The sequence below is a fragment of the Phocaeicola intestinalis genome (assembly GCF_014837065.1).
Lineage (GTDB): Bacteria > Bacteroidota > Bacteroidia > Bacteroidales > Bacteroidaceae > Phocaeicola > Phocaeicola intestinalis.
This window is the reverse complement of the sequence record NZ_JACSPP010000012.1, coordinates 25830-41912: the sequence shown is the minus strand read 5'-3', so window position 1 is coordinate 41912 and position 16083 is coordinate 25830. Positions and strand designations below refer to the sequence as shown.

The 16083-nt window shown below is 40.1% G+C and carries 14 protein-coding genes; all 14 read left to right on the top strand.

What is annotated here, in order from left to right:
• Window positions 1–2: 2 nt before the first annotated feature.
• The 14 genes from H9625_RS05830 (at window position 3) to H9625_RS05765 (ending at window position 16053) form a co-directional block, all read left to right on the top strand.
• Window positions 3–2246, top strand: a complete 2244-nt coding sequence (locus H9625_RS05830; protein WP_191763400.1) for an AAA family ATPase — start codon at window positions 3–5, stop codon at window positions 2244–2246.
• Between the two features lie 20 nt (window positions 2247–2266).
• Window positions 2267–2713 carry a hypothetical protein gene (locus H9625_RS05825; RefSeq protein WP_087248493.1) on the top strand — a complete coding sequence of 149 codons (447 nt, stop codon included), beginning with the start codon at window positions 2267–2269 and terminating at the stop codon, window positions 2711–2713.
• A gap of 222 nt (window positions 2714–2935) precedes the next feature.
• On the top strand, window positions 2936–4342 hold the full coding sequence (locus H9625_RS05820) for a hypothetical protein (RefSeq protein WP_087248495.1): 1407 nt from the start codon (window positions 2936–2938) through the stop codon (window positions 4340–4342).
• Window positions 4343–4368: 26 nt separating this feature from the next.
• Window positions 4369–4779, top strand: coding sequence for a type VI secretion system tube protein TssD (tssD, locus tag H9625_RS05815; protein ID WP_087248497.1), 411 nt, complete (start codon window positions 4369–4371; stop codon window positions 4777–4779).
• Window positions 4780–4847: 68 nt separating this feature from the next.
• On the top strand, window positions 4848–5294 hold the full coding sequence (gene tssD, locus H9625_RS05810; protein WP_087248499.1) for a type VI secretion system tube protein TssD: 447 nt from the start codon (window positions 4848–4850) through the stop codon (window positions 5292–5294).
• A gap of 12 nt (window positions 5295–5306) precedes the next feature.
• Window positions 5307–8378, top strand: coding sequence for a type VI secretion system Vgr family protein (locus tag H9625_RS05805; RefSeq protein ID WP_191763398.1), 3072 nt, complete (start codon window positions 5307–5309; stop codon window positions 8376–8378).
• An 18-nt stretch (window positions 8379–8396) separates the two neighbouring features.
• A complete protein-coding gene (locus H9625_RS05800) occupies window positions 8397–9740 on the top strand; it encodes a PAAR-like protein (protein ID WP_191763396.1) in 1344 nt (447 codons plus the stop codon).
• 87 nt (window positions 9741–9827) lie between these two features.
• A complete protein-coding gene (locus tag H9625_RS05795) occupies window positions 9828–10061 on the top strand; it encodes a hypothetical protein (RefSeq protein ID WP_143270421.1) in 234 nt (77 codons plus the stop codon).
• Complete coding sequence (locus H9625_RS05790) at window positions 10061–10849, top strand: M23 family metallopeptidase (protein WP_191763394.1); 789 nt, start codon at window positions 10061–10063, stop codon at window positions 10847–10849. The genes H9625_RS05795 and H9625_RS05790 overlap by 1 nt, the downstream gene beginning before the upstream one ends.
• A gap of 1 nt (window position 10850) precedes the next feature.
• Entirely contained in the window at window positions 10851–11777 is a 927-nt protein-coding gene (locus H9625_RS05785; protein WP_191763392.1) for a hypothetical protein, read from the top strand.
• 8 nt (window positions 11778–11785) lie between these two features.
• Window positions 11786–12778 carry a hypothetical protein gene (locus H9625_RS05780; protein ID WP_191763390.1) on the top strand — a complete coding sequence of 331 codons (993 nt, stop codon included), beginning with the start codon at window positions 11786–11788 and terminating at the stop codon, window positions 12776–12778.
• A gap of 15 nt (window positions 12779–12793) precedes the next feature.
• Window positions 12794–13324 (top strand): hypothetical protein, encoded by a 531-nt coding sequence (locus H9625_RS05775; protein ID WP_087248514.1) that lies wholly within the window; start codon window positions 12794–12796, stop codon window positions 13322–13324.
• Window positions 13324–15015, top strand: coding sequence for a hypothetical protein (locus H9625_RS05770; RefSeq protein WP_191763388.1), 1692 nt, complete (start codon window positions 13324–13326; stop codon window positions 15013–15015). Before H9625_RS05775 ends, H9625_RS05770 begins: the two co-directional genes overlap by 1 nt.
• Window positions 15016–15027: 12 nt before the next feature.
• On the top strand, window positions 15028–16053 hold the full coding sequence (locus H9625_RS05765) for a peptidoglycan-binding domain-containing protein (RefSeq protein WP_087248518.1): 1026 nt from the start codon (window positions 15028–15030) through the stop codon (window positions 16051–16053).
• Window positions 16054–16083: the final 30 nt, after the last annotated feature.

The window sequence follows — 16083 nt, the reverse complement described above, 5'->3', positions numbered from 1 at the left end:
ATATGTTGAATAACTTTAGTGATAGTACCTTAGAAGTCTTCCAAATTGCGGAAGCCTACGCTAAGGAAAACATGAATGCGGCAATAGAACCGGCTCATATCCTGAAGGCATTGCTTCATAAAGATGTGGGGTTAGTCTCATTCATTGAAAAAAGCTTGAATGCGGATTACTACTATATTCTTGATTGGGCAGACATGCGGATTAAGATGTCCAAAAAGAATTATGATTCTTCTCCGCAAAAGGGTCTTTCTCCACTTTCAAAAGCTGTCGTTAATGAGGCTGACAGTGTCCGAGTGGCATTGAAAAAAGAATCTATTGATCCGGTTTCATTACTGATAGCTATTGTAACTCCTGGGGTTGGTTTCACATTTGAACAACTTAAGACACTTCCGCTTCAGAAAGAAGATATTATGGCTGTTTGCGGAAACTTTGGAGAGGGTCAAACAAACGCAGCGAACAATTCTACAACTCGAACTAAAAACAATGGAAATAAGAATGTAGCAACATATTGCATTTGGAAAAACCAAGAACAGATAGAAGGAAAGCTTCCTGAAGCTGTAGGTTTTGAAAAAGAACTGAATGAAATATTCGGCATTCTCGGAAGAAAAACAAAAGCCAATATTCTTATCACAGGAGAATCCGGTGTGGGCAAAACCACCCTAATCCACGCACTTGTACAAGCTATAGTAGCAGGAAGAGTACCTACCTTTCTTCAGAATGCACAAGTTTACGAACTTGATACAATCGCTCTATCTATCGGGGTTTCTTATAAGAGCGAGATTGAAAGCCGAATGAAAAAAATCTTGGATGAATTGTCTGATATGGATAATGCCATCCTAGTCATCGAATCGTTCGACCAATTAATGGACAAGCAAGGAGCGTTGAATGGAACCATAAACTTACTGAAAGCTTCGTTAAATCAAGGATTGCTGTGTGTCTGCACTTCTTCTATCGAGGGATTTACAAAAAATATAGAAACAGATAAAGAGATTACCGGAAAGTTTGAGCGGATTATCCTAGAAGAACCATCTATCGAAAATACTGAAATCATACTTCAAGCTGTAATAAAGTCATTTGAAGAATTCCACAAGTTAAAGGCTTCTGATGATTTATTGATAAATGCCATTCGACTTGCCAAAAGATACTTCAGCGAGAAACACTTGCCTGAATCGGCAATTGACTTGATCGACCGTACCATGGCTTTATTGAAAATAAAAAATGATTTACATCCCAATGAACGGAAAGAAATCGTAGGTGTAGAACATTTGAAAGAAGTCGTATCTCAGAAAACCGGTATACCCTTAGGCGATGTGCAAGCTGCCGAACGCGAGCGGCTTGTCAATGCTGAGGAAATTTTAAAGAAGCGTGTAGTCGGACAGGATCATGCCATTAAAGCCGTATTGGATTCTATCTATGAATCCCGTTCCGGTTTGAATAAGAAAGGGCAGCCTATTGGTAGTTTCTTTTTCTTAGGACCGACGGGTACAGGGAAGACTGAGTTAGCAAAATCGTTGGCGGAATTTCTCTTTCAAGATGAAACCGCAATTTTGCGTTTCGATATGTCTGAATACAAAGAGGAACATTCAGTAGCGTTACTTTATGGGGCACCTCCGGGTTATGTCGGTTATGAGGAAGGTGGTCTTTTAGTGAATCAAATCCGACAAAAGCCCTATTCGATAGTTTTGTTTGATGAGATAGAAAAGGCACATCGTTCCGTATTTGATTTGTTTTTGCAAATTTTAGATGAGGGGAAATTGCATGACAGATTGGGAAGAGTTGGCGATTTTTCCAATGCTTTGATCATATTTACATCTAATATTGGGAGCCAGTATATTTTTGAACAATTTGAAAAAGGTTTAGTACCGACCCATAATGATATGCTTGAAGTAATGCAGGGATATTTCCGTCCTGAATTTTTAGCTCGTCTAACAGAAATAGTTCCCTTTGCGCCTATCAACGAAAAGATTGTGACTGTGATATTCAACATTCATTTAAAAGGATTATTGAAAACATTAAGTGAGCAGAATATCACTCTTCAGGTAGACGAAAAAGCAATTCATAAGATTGCTATAAATGGATTTAATGCTCAATATGGAGCAAGACCGATTCTAGGCATTCTTCGTAAAGACATCCGTCGTCCCTTGTCGAAAATGATTATTTCCGGCGAACTGCGAGAGGGTGATCATGTTACACTTGCTTTGGACGAAAGGAATGAATTGAAATGGGAAATTATACATCATGAATAATTATTTAAACATGCAATAATATGGCAAAGAAAACCGTAATTTCAAAAGTCCTCGATGCGGAGGCGGTAGATGGGATTATTGAGTTTCCTCAAAACAAGACCCTCTATGTGGATCAGTTTACTGATATGGCACCTGTTAAACCGGGTGATGTGTTCCAGCCGGAAACAATGGAAGATGTGTTTAACCATTACCAACCGGAAAAACGCAATGTGCAAATGTTGGATTTGGAAGGACGTCCGGTTAAAGAAAACTTCAAGTTTAATGCCCTTAAAGATTTTGATGACAAGGAACTTATCAAACAAAGCGCTTATCTAAGTCAGCAAAAAGCGACAATTGATTCTTTTAAAACTATTGAACAACAAATGATTAAAAATAAAGTGCTTAGACGTGCTTTTGAGAACGAGGAGAGCAGAAAGCACCTTATTACTGCTTTGCAGTCTTTGTTGGCTGAACTGGAAAAGAATTAATTATACTATGGCAGTATGGATTTGTGTGTTTTGTCCCAATCCCCCTCAAACGAACATAAGTGATAGACCAGACTTACTTATGTGAAACGTCCGAGTTACTTATGTGAAACACCCAAGTCACTTATGTTCATCAAAATGCATGCTTGAGTCATCACATGGTTTACAATATGCACATTTTAATGCCGCTTAAAATAAAAGTCTAACTCAATAAATTCAAATAATATGCCAGAAGAATTAAAATTACAGCCTCAAGCAGCCAATACCATAACAACAGCAGAAAGTGCTTATTTGGATGAGGTGAAGAAAATTGAAAATCCGGCTGAACGTCTGAAAGAAAGCTTGGAAGGACTGGAAGATTATGGAGATTTCGACCTTTTGGAGACAATGGCTGACGGACTTGAGAATATGAATCCGGAAAGCAGGGCCGCTAAAAAGATATTTTTGCAAGACAGTGAATTCGCAGAGCAACGTAAACGTCTTAAAACAGACTTGCTTATGTGGTTGAGTATCTTGGATAGCGATGCAACCACAGCTTCAGAAGCAGTGGACAAATGTCAGGAGGCTGCCAAAGCCGCAGAGAAGAATCTTCTTCAAAATTTAGGGAGCGTGCATGAGCAGACACGTAAACTGGAGATTGCATACCGTTCGCTTGGAGAGTTTTTTGCTAATTCCGGCCAATCCAAATTGAAATGTTTAAACCTTATCAATGTAGATAAAGAAGATTTAGGGGATCCAGATGGTCGTGTATTTGCAGCTGTCCGCGATGAGCTAAATAGAAGTTTTGACCGGTTATCCCTCAAGGAAAATTATTCCTTGTTAGTCAGTCCCGGTTATCTTGGAAGTAAACAGATTGTAAATATGTGGGGACAAATGGCATACCGCAACAAAGTAATGTTGGTTACAGACTATGCAGATTCTCCTACATTGAAACTGCTTAATAAAGGATTGGACAAAGCGAACTTAAGTGACACCGATGCATACTTGGCCAACGTCATTATGGCTTGTAATTACATCCTTGGACGTAAGAAATCAGATGAGGCAAATGATGAAGAAGAAGATTTGTTCTTGCCGCCTTCTGCAGCAATTGCCGGGCGCATGAGCAATACGGATGAAACCCCTATTTCACAAGGTATCGCCGGGAAAAAGTATGGCACAATAGACATGGCAAAAGGGACACGTCTCGATTTGTTAAAATCTGAATTGACTGCTTTAATAGACAAAGGAGTAGTTCCTATGACGTTTGAAGAGAACCGTGTAATGGCTTTTTCAAACCGTTCTCTTTATAATGGTGCTACTATTGGTTTGCAGGAATATCCGATTGTACGGGTTTTCGATTGGATAGGCAAAGTGTTTTCTAATTTCTTTAATGACGAGGCTTTTAAAAATTGGAACGGTAAATTGGCACAAGAAATCCGTGAGCAGGTTATTGATTTCTTGGAAGATTACAAGGGACCGGGCAAACTTATAGAAGGGTACTCGAATCCCAAAATCGTTCGTAACGAGAAAACAAAAGATATTGAAATTGAGATTGAGTTAAAACCATTCTTTGCAGCTAAGAATTTCTACATTAAGTTGACCGGACATAATGGGGATAATGGCGTAACAGAATGGACAAATGAAATCAAATAATTTATTCACTTAAAAAAATTAAAATCATGGCAGCACCTAGAACAGCGCAGCTAAAGGTTGACGGATGCGAAGATCGCGAAGTCACTTATGTACAGTATCAGTTCAATCAACAGATTGACGTGGAAGGACAACCTACAGGTACAACCCGTGGTGGAGTAATCAACTTGAAGGTTAAATCAACAGATGCCGGTAATACGGACCTGTTGGAGTGGACATGTGACTCTTATGGTTCAAAAAATGGCACCATCACATGGCCTAACAAACTTGGCGGTATTATGAAAACTCTTTCTTTCATTGACGCTTATTGCGTAAGTTATGAAGAAGTATATGATGATACCAACACAGATCGCATGTATGAGTCTATTACTATTACTTGCCGTCAGCTCACAGTGACGGGTAAGGGTAGCGTAGAATACGATAATCACTGGGCTCTTTAACTAATTTAAAATTAAAACACGCGACTGCCTGCGTTGCAGGCGGTCGCATTCCTTAACTCAACGAACGCATGGCATTTAAGGCGACTTTGATAATGGACCAGCAAAAAACTTCGGCTGCAGAGGTCGAAGCTTATAATGGGAAAAAATATGAATTGGTAGAATGTGAGTATGAATTTTACCAATCGCTGGACGAAAGCAGCAAACCTGCATCCAGGCCGCAAAGCGGATTGATAAAATTTGTTATGCCCGCCCAAGGGGACGATGATTTGTTTTTTTACAATTGGATGTTCAACCGCGCGGAGACACATGACGGGACGATTGAAATGCTGCTGTCGACTGACGACAATCAAAAAAAATACCTCCACCTCTTTTTTGAAGATGCCTACTTGGTGAACATGTACCAATATTTTAATAACAGCAATAGTCTGTTGGTGCGGACAAAAATCACACTTAGCGCAAGGAAATTCACCTTCGGCGGTTCGGCCAACTTTGAAAATGATTGGATAACCCGATAACAATTGTTCCTTATGAATAACCCCTACCCCATTTATCCTCAGGCCATAGGGCGGTTTAAGTCAAAGTATGAGGCACTTCATGAGATAAATGAAGTGCAGAGGGCTAACTACAAATCGCTGGAAGAGCTGGAAAATGCCAGTAAAAAACTGGAGGAGTTGGATGCCCGATTAGCCGCTGCCGAAGCGGAAATCGATGATAAGCTTATCAAGACTTCCGATGATTTGATGAAGTTGGATGACATAAGCAAAATCGACAAGGAACTTGATGAGGCCAAGAAAGACATTCAAGACAGGATAGCGGATAAAAAGGCTGAGCCAGTGGATCTTGAACGTGAGAAAAGGCGACAAGAACTGGAAGAAGAGCTGAGGCAGCTTAACGAACAGAAAAAGCAACTGGACAATGTAAATAAAGAAAAACAGCAGCTTGACGCTTCTGTAGCCCAAGGAGTGGGAAATTTCGATAACTTGTCCGATACCCTTTCTGGAAAGGTATCGCCCCAAGATATGGCCAATGCTGCCGCACAAATGGACAAAGGCTATGATGAGGCTATAAGCGATTTATCCTCAATTGTTACAGGTGACAGTTCTACGGAATATATTGAGGCTTGGGCTCGATATCAATTTGGAGACCAACTTTATGACGCAGCGTCTGCTATCAAGAATGGAGCCTCGGACGCAATAAGCGGCGTGAATGAGTTCATGCAATTGGGAGATGTCTTTGGTGGAAGTTGGCGCGACCCTTCGACCGCTGCCAAGAAGATAGAAACAGGACTGAAGAACATAAACAATGCCGTTAACAAGGTCAATGCTATCACCAATAATCTATTTTCGGCCGTAACAGGCAGAGACAGCGTAATTCTTGGAAAGTTAGACAACCTGAACAACATGGGCGTTAACTCGTTAGGCTCGTTGGCGGGTGCGGCATCGATAGGCATAGGCAGCTTTAATGCATTTAAAGAGGGAAATATATCGGCGGGAATCAGTGGGGTAAAAGACACTATTAATTCCATCCGCGGAACATACTTGGACTTTAGAAGCAAAGACATAAAAAACAAGATAGAGGAGAACGAGTTAGGAGGATATGAACCCAATCCTGACCCAACTGAAAATACCGATGGCAACGGCAGCCAAGCTAAAAACACGGGAAAGGAAGAGGGTAAGGACGAAAAAACTCAGACGGGACAATCTGATCCAAACGAGCAAAAGAATAGCTCGGAAAAGAAATCTGGTACCCAAACACAGACACAGGGTGGAAACTACAGCGCAGACATGATTCACGAAATCGAGGTGGTTTTAGAAGGCTGTCCATCTTCACAAAATTCGTGTTGCGTCATTAATGGTGAAAATTATGTGTTGAGCGGTTATTCCCTTTCTCAAGAATTACTGCGACCGATGTTGTTAAGCTTTTCTTTGGAAAAAGAAGACAAAACAGAAACACAACAGGATGTGGTGTTTGCTAATATCACGCAGTTGATTGGGAAATCATTGGAAATAAATGTTTCAACGATAAAGGCCAGCCAGGACGATGAAGAAGCCAATCCTCAAGTAGCTTTCGTATTTAAAGGAATGATTATAGATGTGTCTGCTTCAAGAGCGACAGCAAGTGCCCAATCAGCAAGTATCACTGTAGCCACATGGGATGCCTTGCTCCAAAATGTCCCACATTGTCGTTCTTTTGAAAATATGACATTGAAAGAAATAATAGATGCTGTCCTTGAACCATACCGCGACATAAAATCAATTGTGTCACCAAGGTTTAAGGATAAGATACCCTATATTGTACAATACGACCAAAGTGACTACGCTTTCATTAGCATGTTGGCAATGCGTTTCGGAGAATGGATGTATAATACAGGAGATACATTTGTTTTTGGTGAATTGGATATAGAAGATTCATCGGCTGCAAATTTGGAATATCCGGGAGGAAGCTTGATGTCATACAGCCTGCATCAAAATGTGACTTCATTTTCATTCAGTCATTTACTTCCGGATTATTATCAGTATGGAAAGGGTAAGGACATTCTAAAAACGTCAGCACAAGGTATGGCCGATGGAACAGTGAATGATTGGACTGACAAAGCATACAATGCTTCAATACAAAGATTTCAAGACGAACAAACCGTGGCATTGAAAGCTGGCGGATTTGACAGTGGAAAGGAAGACGAAGGAGCCGATGCTATATTAGATTATTCCCTGAAAGTAGAAGCAGAAGGGAAGAAAACGGGTATTATGACCGTTCAAGGATTTTCTAAACTGGCTATGCTAAAAATCGGACAGACATTTCTAATTCGTGACAATGTCCAAAATAAATCTGGAGAAAGCAAAGATGTGGAACAGAAATCATTAAAGGTCATAGGCATTAACCACTCGTTTGATTATAGGCAGGAATATTCCAATAGTTTTATGGCCATACCTGTGGCATGTGACTACCCTTCCTATTCTGATGCTGATGTGTTTGCGTCGGCTCCCCAGCAAAGAGCAAAAGTTGTCGAGAATAAAGATGAACAGATGTTAGGCCGTGTGCGGGTACAGTTCCCATGGCAGGAAATACAAGACAAGGACATGAAAACACCTTGGTTGCGTATAGCCGTTCCTTATGCTGGTCAGAGCAAAGGACAACAATTCGTGCCAGAGATAGGTGAAGAGGTTATGGTCGGGTTCGAAATGAACAATGCTGAACGCCCATATATCATCGGTTCATTTTATAACGGTGGGACAGGAAAGCCTGATGAGGCATGGGCTGTGTCGCAAGAAAAAGATGGGACAAGTAATAATGTAAAAGCTATCAGGACTCGTAATGGACATACGATTCTGTTTAACGATAAAGGTGAAGCGGGTTTAATCGAAATCTATGACAATAAAAACAATACTTATCACATAACACTGTCTGCCGATGACAAGAAAATAACCATCTATTCTGCTGGAGAGGTAGAAGTTGTTGCAGATACAGATGTAAACATCAATGCCAAAGGGAATATAGGAATTAATGCAGACGGGAATATCGGGATAAAATCTAAAGGGAATATTTCAATGGAAGCAGAAAGAGAAGTGTCTATACAAGCTTCGAAAGTCAAAGTACGCTAACATCCAACAGGGCTGATTATGAAATATGTTTGTACAGGGGCAACGCTGAGATGCACGATGGGAACATCGTGTCCTAAATTGAGAGCAACGCCTAAAAATGTTTCTTTGACTGGAAAAGATCAAGCCAATATAGCGGATTATGTATCCATAAAAAATATCCCAAGTTTTGGTAGATGCCGTTCATTGGGTTATCCCCCAACTGCATCTGCAACAGCCGCTAATCATGGCAAGCTTACTCCCATGCCTTGCGTACCGGGGACATGTCCTAAATGGCAGGCTATAGATAAAGACAGCCTGATATGTGGAGAACCGGCTTTATTGGAGCCTGCGACTTTAAGGTGCATGTATGGGGGAACAATTTCGATTGTAAATCCGGGGCAAAGTTTAGAAATAAAGGTACGTGGTGTATCTTTCTCACAAAGGAGTGAAACACAGCAGGAAAAAGCGATGCAAGAAATTCCGGAAGAACTTCTTCAAGAGTTTAATGCGCTTGATAGAGAAAGATTATCGCAACAGTCAGTTCTAGATGGTGTACAGATGGCATTGGATGTTGCTGGGATGACACCGGGCGTTGGAGCTATCCCGGATTTGATGAATGCCGCTATTTCGGCATTGAGAGGTGATTGGGTTGGTGCAGGATTATCCATCATAGCAGCCGTACCTTTGATTGGTGATGTCGTTGGCGGAGCTAAAATTGCGTATAGGGGGGCAAAAACAGCGAGGGTATTGCAAAAGACAGGAGTAATGCAGAAGATTAGTAAAGCAGCTAAAGAAACTGACAAATATAAGCGGCATGCCCAATTAGCTCAGGCTTCTAAAGAATTTAAATATATAGACATCACACCACAGAAATTAAAACAATTAGGAATTTCTGACTCGGATTCTGATTTCTTTATGAAGAAGGTGCGTTACTATAGAAGAGATGAAATCTCTAAGCTATATGATGGTTCGGATGTTGACATGTTTGAAAGAGAATCTCATTTGAACTGTGTTGATGTGTCATCACCTATCATAGAAAAAGGAATCGCACAGAAAGGAGATAGATATTATATGTTCAGAAAAGTTAACGAACATGGAACTATCATAGATGCACCGGGTAATTATGGAATAAGAGAAATCGACTCTTCAAACACAACACCTGGACGTGTTGGCATCGCCGATGGAGGTAAGTTGGAAACTTCAGAGGGAAAAGAAATTCCATTTAAAAGAGAAATGTACTCTGTTGAAATAACAGAAAACACACCTTATATTGTTACAAAAGCAAGAAAAACAACGGACTCATGGAGTGATCGTAAAAATCCGGTAAAAGTACCGGGCGGCGGTACGCAAGTGTTCTTTGTTAAGAAATCGAACATTAAATAAAATATCATTCAAATCATGTACAAGCGATTTTCTGAAATGCCGACAAAGTTCACTTATAGCCAAGTCGTAAAAGACACTATAACTTATGTGAAAGAAATATCAGATAGTAATGATGACCCTATTTATCCTTATATATTAAATCAATTAAAAGACATTTACAGAGAAGTGATAACAAATAATTCGATACATGAACCTGAGGATATTTATGACAGATATGATATTGGAGCAATAGGTGTCCGATACTTTGATGAAAATGATGAAATGCATGAACGGTTATGCGATATATTTTATGGGGCTGTCCACTATAAAGAGTTGAAGTGATGCTGGCTATAAATACAAATCTTTTAAGAATCTTATTGTATTCCATATTCATTTTGTATGGGTCGAGTGCTTTTGCGCAATCAAATGATAATTTCAAAAAACTGCAAGAAATTTCGTTTGACCAGATATTCCAAGAGAAGCAAAAGTCCAAATCAAACTCAAAGCCTCAACAGCAGGAAGAACAAATTGAATTAAGTATAAATGATTCCATTTTCAAACTTTTTGATGTGGACATTGATTTGACTTTAGGCGAGATTTCTTTTGATACTTCATGGGGAGACCCTGTCGCCAATCCCCAAATAAGAGCCAACAGGGCAAGCAATCTATTTGGTCCGGTAAGACATAATGCAGATGGCAGTGTGCGTTGGCATCGAGGATTTGATTATTATGCACCTCAAGGGACACCTGTTTATGCAGTGGGAGATGGCGTTGTATCATTGATTCAGAATCATCCTGATTATGGGCATTGTGTTTTGATTACCCACAAAAGACCTAAACGAATTTACTATTCTTTTTATGCCCACTTGAGTACAGTTTCTGTAAAATATGGCGAGAAAGTACGAAAAGGCACTACATTGGGTAAAAGCGGTATTACAGGGAATGCTTATAATTTGTCTGGCAAGGATGAGCACCTGCATTTTGAGTACCGTACAAGTCCTAAACATGGCGATAGAAAGCAAGAGAACCCCAATGCAATTGTCAAAACCAAGTTCTATAGCGCAGACCCGAAGAACAAATGGCAGGCAAACGTAAAAGTTAAGAAGAAAGAAAGTTTTAGTTTGTTTTGAGATGATGAAATTATCAAAACCAAATATTCCGAAAGAACTGGATGCCGATGTAGCCATGGCCGTTGTAATAGAACACATGGATTCATTGGTTGATAAAAAGCCTTTCTACACTTATGAATTTAAGGGTGTTTCAGAGCGGACTGCCTTAGGAGATGAGCTTAATTTAATTATAAGGAATAAACAGAGTGCGCCTCCTGTTGTAAAGTTTTCGTTAAAACGCGACAGCCTGTATCATATATTGCCTGAATATTTGTTCCATCCATTAGACCACTACTTAGGAACAGATGGCGACACGGAAGAATTTGAAAAACGTTATAAGGAGCAAGAAGAACAGAAAGAGAAAGCCCTGACCTATTTCAAGCCTTTTGATCAATACTACCAAAATCTGAGGATTAAATACCAACACTGGCTTAACGAACATATATTCTCTGGAAACCAGTTCCTTTCAGATTTTATTACGGCAGGCCAAAGGGTTGACATCGCTAATTCATATATCAAGGCTGTTTATCAGTGCATTCCTTGGCTTAGGAATTTTAGAGGTAATGATGACATGGTCAAGGCAGCCTTGGGATATGCTTTTGAAGGACATGCTGAAATTCAAAAAACAAAAGTTGAAGTGACGGAAGCCTTATCCGAGAATATTCATTCGAATTTGAATGGGACATTGGATGATTTATATTGCGGTTCCACATTTATAACAAGGGTATATGTATGGAAAGTTTTCTATCAAGTAAAGATAAAAACGGGTAAGCATTTGAGTGAGTTAAAACAACAAATCGAAGAATTTTCTACGTTCTTTTCCCAATGGTTTTTATCGGTGGAAGATAAACTTGAAATAACTTTTGGCGACAGATGGGCTTTCCCGGAATTGTCTGATGCCAGAATTGAAGAAGGAGTTTTCTTAAATTATAGTACACAATTGATATAACTTTATCTATGGTGAATAAATATCGAGTAGATTGGCAAGCAGGGATGCGGCTGACCGATGAAACGTTTCGTATGTCGGACGAATATTACTTGTCTTACCTGCAACCATTATACGCCGCATTGGTTAACGGAGACTATGGATTTCTTGAACTGCCGATTTTCCGGTATGAACAGACGGAAACAAGTTTGTCGGTGACAGAACTGCAAGCGAATGCCATCAGTCGGTCTGGAAAGCTGATCCAGTTATCTTTTTCACGGGAAGAGAGAAGTTTGTTTCAAAACATTCGTCTACCCGAAACAACAGAACCGTTAATCTTGTTTTTGGATAAGACTTCAGATAAGACAGTCGAGGTATCCTGCAATGACACTTCTGTACCTCTTTGCGATGCTGATTATCAGTTATTTGCAAAGCTTGAGAGCGAGCATTATAATAATCCGGATGCCGTTCCGTTTGCCCGCTTTGTCTATAGGCACGGATGGAGCATGGATGAAGCTTTCATTGCTCCATGCATTTCATTGCGTTCCAATGGGGCACTTTTGCGTGCTGCCGCAAACTATGCAGTGGAGATAGAAGCTCTTGTCAGTGCATTGAAAGATGCCGTCAACACAGAACAATATATGTTGGTAATGGCTGCTATTCCTGCATTGTGCCGCATCGCTATTGAAGTAGAGAAAGAAGCCGACTGTATGACACCTCGACATTTGATAACTCTTATGCAAGAGGGCATACAGGTATTGCTGACATTGATAAGTATGGAAAAGGATATCACAGTTCCTGAAACAGAGAAATGCATGGCTTTTGTTGAGTCTCATTATACTCCTTATGTAATTTCAGAGATGGTACATGAAGGTATCCGGTTGACGCACCTGCTGATAAGTTTGCCGCAACTTTTCAGGCAGAAAACGGCAGTTGTGGCGGAGGCAAGACTGGAGTCGGAAGTGGTAAGGCCACCACGCAGGATAGTAGGCAGCACTGATAGCATTCGTAAAAAGCACCATTAATTTCAAATCATTGGTATGCATTATAGTGATTCTCCCATACGTTTCGTAAACGACGAGCAGTTGAACCTTCAGATTGACCGACCATTGTCTAACGTGGTTTCTGTCATCGATAACTGGGTAGATACCGTAGTGTTTACCAGTATACGGCGCTTTAAGGCTGATGAAGAATTTGGGTTCAGCTTTTGGGATAATGAATTTATTGCCATGAATTTGGTAGATTTCAACCATGGCGCTGATTTTAAGATTGTGAAGCGTAAAAACAACCGGGAAGAAAAGGTGCAGATGTCGAGAGCCGGTATCAGGCAATGTGAGAGAAGTGTGCGCGACAGCATTTTGTATTACATCCCATACCTGAAGAACTTGGAAGTGGAAGTACAACTTAGTATGGAGAAGAATAAGTTTTCCCGTCGGGGTGAAAATAGCAAATATGTGGTCAGGGTTTTGGTTAAGGGACGGTTGACTTACAATGAATTTGTCGGTACACGCGAAGGTGAGTATCAGCGTGAAGTGGAATTTTTTATGGATCCGTTTTTAAATAACAAATAATGGATGTAAAGGTAAGAAACAAGGTTGCTGAGATACAGCAGGCGTTGGAGCAGGATGAGCAACGCATATCGCTTTCCGATCCTGTGGCAAAGATGATGCTTGTCGCTTTGTCTCACCAGTCTTGTGAGATAGAACGAAAGATGGATCAGACGGTGGAAAGACTGTCTGAACGTTTCTGCGACCAGGTGTTATTACAGAGCAACCTCAAGGCGCAGCCTGCAGTTACAGTGCTTAGTATCGGCAACGGGCGCGAATGTACACCTTATTTTATTGACGAAAATGATGCGTTTACCTACAAACCTACCAAGTGCAATTATCGTCCGATATTCAAGACGCGCATTGTGCCCGGCAGGCTGATGGCTTGCTTCATGAACAATACTCTGCTGCAACCTGGTAAGTTGCCCGTTCAAGCGACATGGCCGGACAACCGGTATAATAAAGAGTTGTGGTTGGCATTTGATGCGGCAGGGGAAGTTAATACGCTGGAGGATGTCATGATTGCTTTGTCACATCCATTGCCAGACGATAGCTTGACAGCAGAAGTGGGAGATGTGCAGATCCCCTTGTCTTTGGTTATGGAAGATATGCCTCGTACGCTAAATTCAAACTTCATGCTGGTTGAATTCTGGAAAAAAAGTTTGGTATACTATGGTCTGTGGTTGTACCGCTTTGGAAAATGTTCCAATAAGCGCACGCTGCATCGCGGAGAAATTCCGGCTTGGATTATGGATTCGTATGCACAGGAAATCTTGGAGCCTTTTATAGGTAATCGGTTTTTGTGGATACGAATCAAAACAGACCGGGGGGGTTCATTGCCACTTGACACGGCCATTTTATTGAATTGCATTCCAGCTGTAAATTATGACATCCAAGATGTGAAACTGAATTATAGCGAGCCTATTCAGCGTTTAGAAAATGATAAAACGGGCACTTATTTTTTAGATGTGGTACAAAATCAAGAACAGGCGCAAGATTTCTTTATACGTGATTTCGATGTCAACCAATATGATAATGAACGGATTCGTGAAGATGTAACCAATCTTTATCGTCATTACGTAAACGATTATTTTGCCTTTGTAGACAGCAATTCATTGCACGACGGAGCTACACTTCGTTCCTTGCGTCAGTCAATGATGCAGGTTTACGATTCATTGGATGAATTCCGTTCGGGAAATGTCCGCCGATACGGAGGAACATACGCCATTCGTAACCCTCGGAACAACCAGCAACCCATGGTGCTGACCTATTTCACAACCAATGGCGAACGGGGAAATCTTCTAAGACGTGGCGGAAGATTAACATCAACAAATGCCGCTGTAGGGGATGTTGAAGCGTTGATTGACGCAACAGGAGGACGCAATAAAGTCAGAGATATAAAGACACGCAAAGAATTGGCAAGGCATATTGTGAACAGTAATGACCGTTTGTTCACCAAAATGGATTTGCTGCAATATTGCAAAATGGAGTTTATGCGTGCTTTTGGAGAAGAAGCCATAAGCTATTGCAACATATCTCTATCTGAAAGCAATGTTCCTGTTGACAGACATATAGAGAAATGCATTAATGTGCATTTTCAAATCCTCTCCGAGTCATTGAAAGAAGAGATAAACAAGTCTGATTTTTTTGATTACTTGAAAATTAATATTGAGTTGAGAAAGAGTTTTTCTTGTCTATTAATAATTTTTATATAGTAGCCTTTTGATATGGAGCAATTGTTAGGCTATCGAATATATCAAACGAATAAAGTCGTATCCGTTCGCTGGGTACAACAAAAATTAAATCGGATTATGCAGACACAAATCCGTGAAGATGATAAATTGGGTCCTGAAACTATATCATTAATCCGTAGGTTTCAACAAAGTCGAAATTTAACTCCAGACGGTCAAATTGGACCTTTGACATTAGAAGCTCTAATGGATGCAGACCCGTGGAAAAATAAAAAGGCAGAAACAGCCAAAGAATCCAATTATGATAAGATTACCAATATAATTGATAACATAATAGACGCTTTGGACGAGGCTTTTTACAACAATAAGGGATTGGTAGGTCTTAGTTTCTTTACCGGAAGCGATAGTGTAAAAGATTTAAAAGTAGGAGCAACAGATCGTCATAGCTTAAGTAGGCTTTACAATAAGGCACTAAATGAAAAAGACTTCTTTAAGAAGAAAATAAAAGCTATGCCAGAGTCATACATAAACTTAGGTAAAGAGTTAAATAACACCAAAAGTTCGGCGCGAAAACTGCAAATTCAAGAACAGATGAAAAGCATTAGAGTTAATCATCTTAGAGAAGTTTCTACGGCAAAGAAGAGAGCTAATCAAATAGTAGAGACCATAAATAAAGTCAAGAATATAGGAACAACTTTAAACGAATGCATTCCAAAAATAATGTCATTTTTGAAGCCATTAGGAAAGATTTTTAAAGTTATAGAATGGAGTTCGGTTGTGGTTTATATAAAAAAAGGGTGGACGTATTTTTCTGAAGGCAAATGGATTGATGGATATGAGTATTTATGTAAGGCTTTTTCTAAAATATTAGAGATTGGCATAATGGCACTCGCTACTTCAGCAGCAGTCGCGGGTACAGTAGCATTATGTGCAACAGCTGGTTTAGGAACCGTAGCAACAGCAATAGCGGCATTGGCCGCTACTATCGTTGTCGCTATTATAATATTCTGTATATCATACTTTTGGAACAAATATATTGAATATTATTTTGATAATTTATAGCAAATATGATACAATGTAATAATTGTGGCT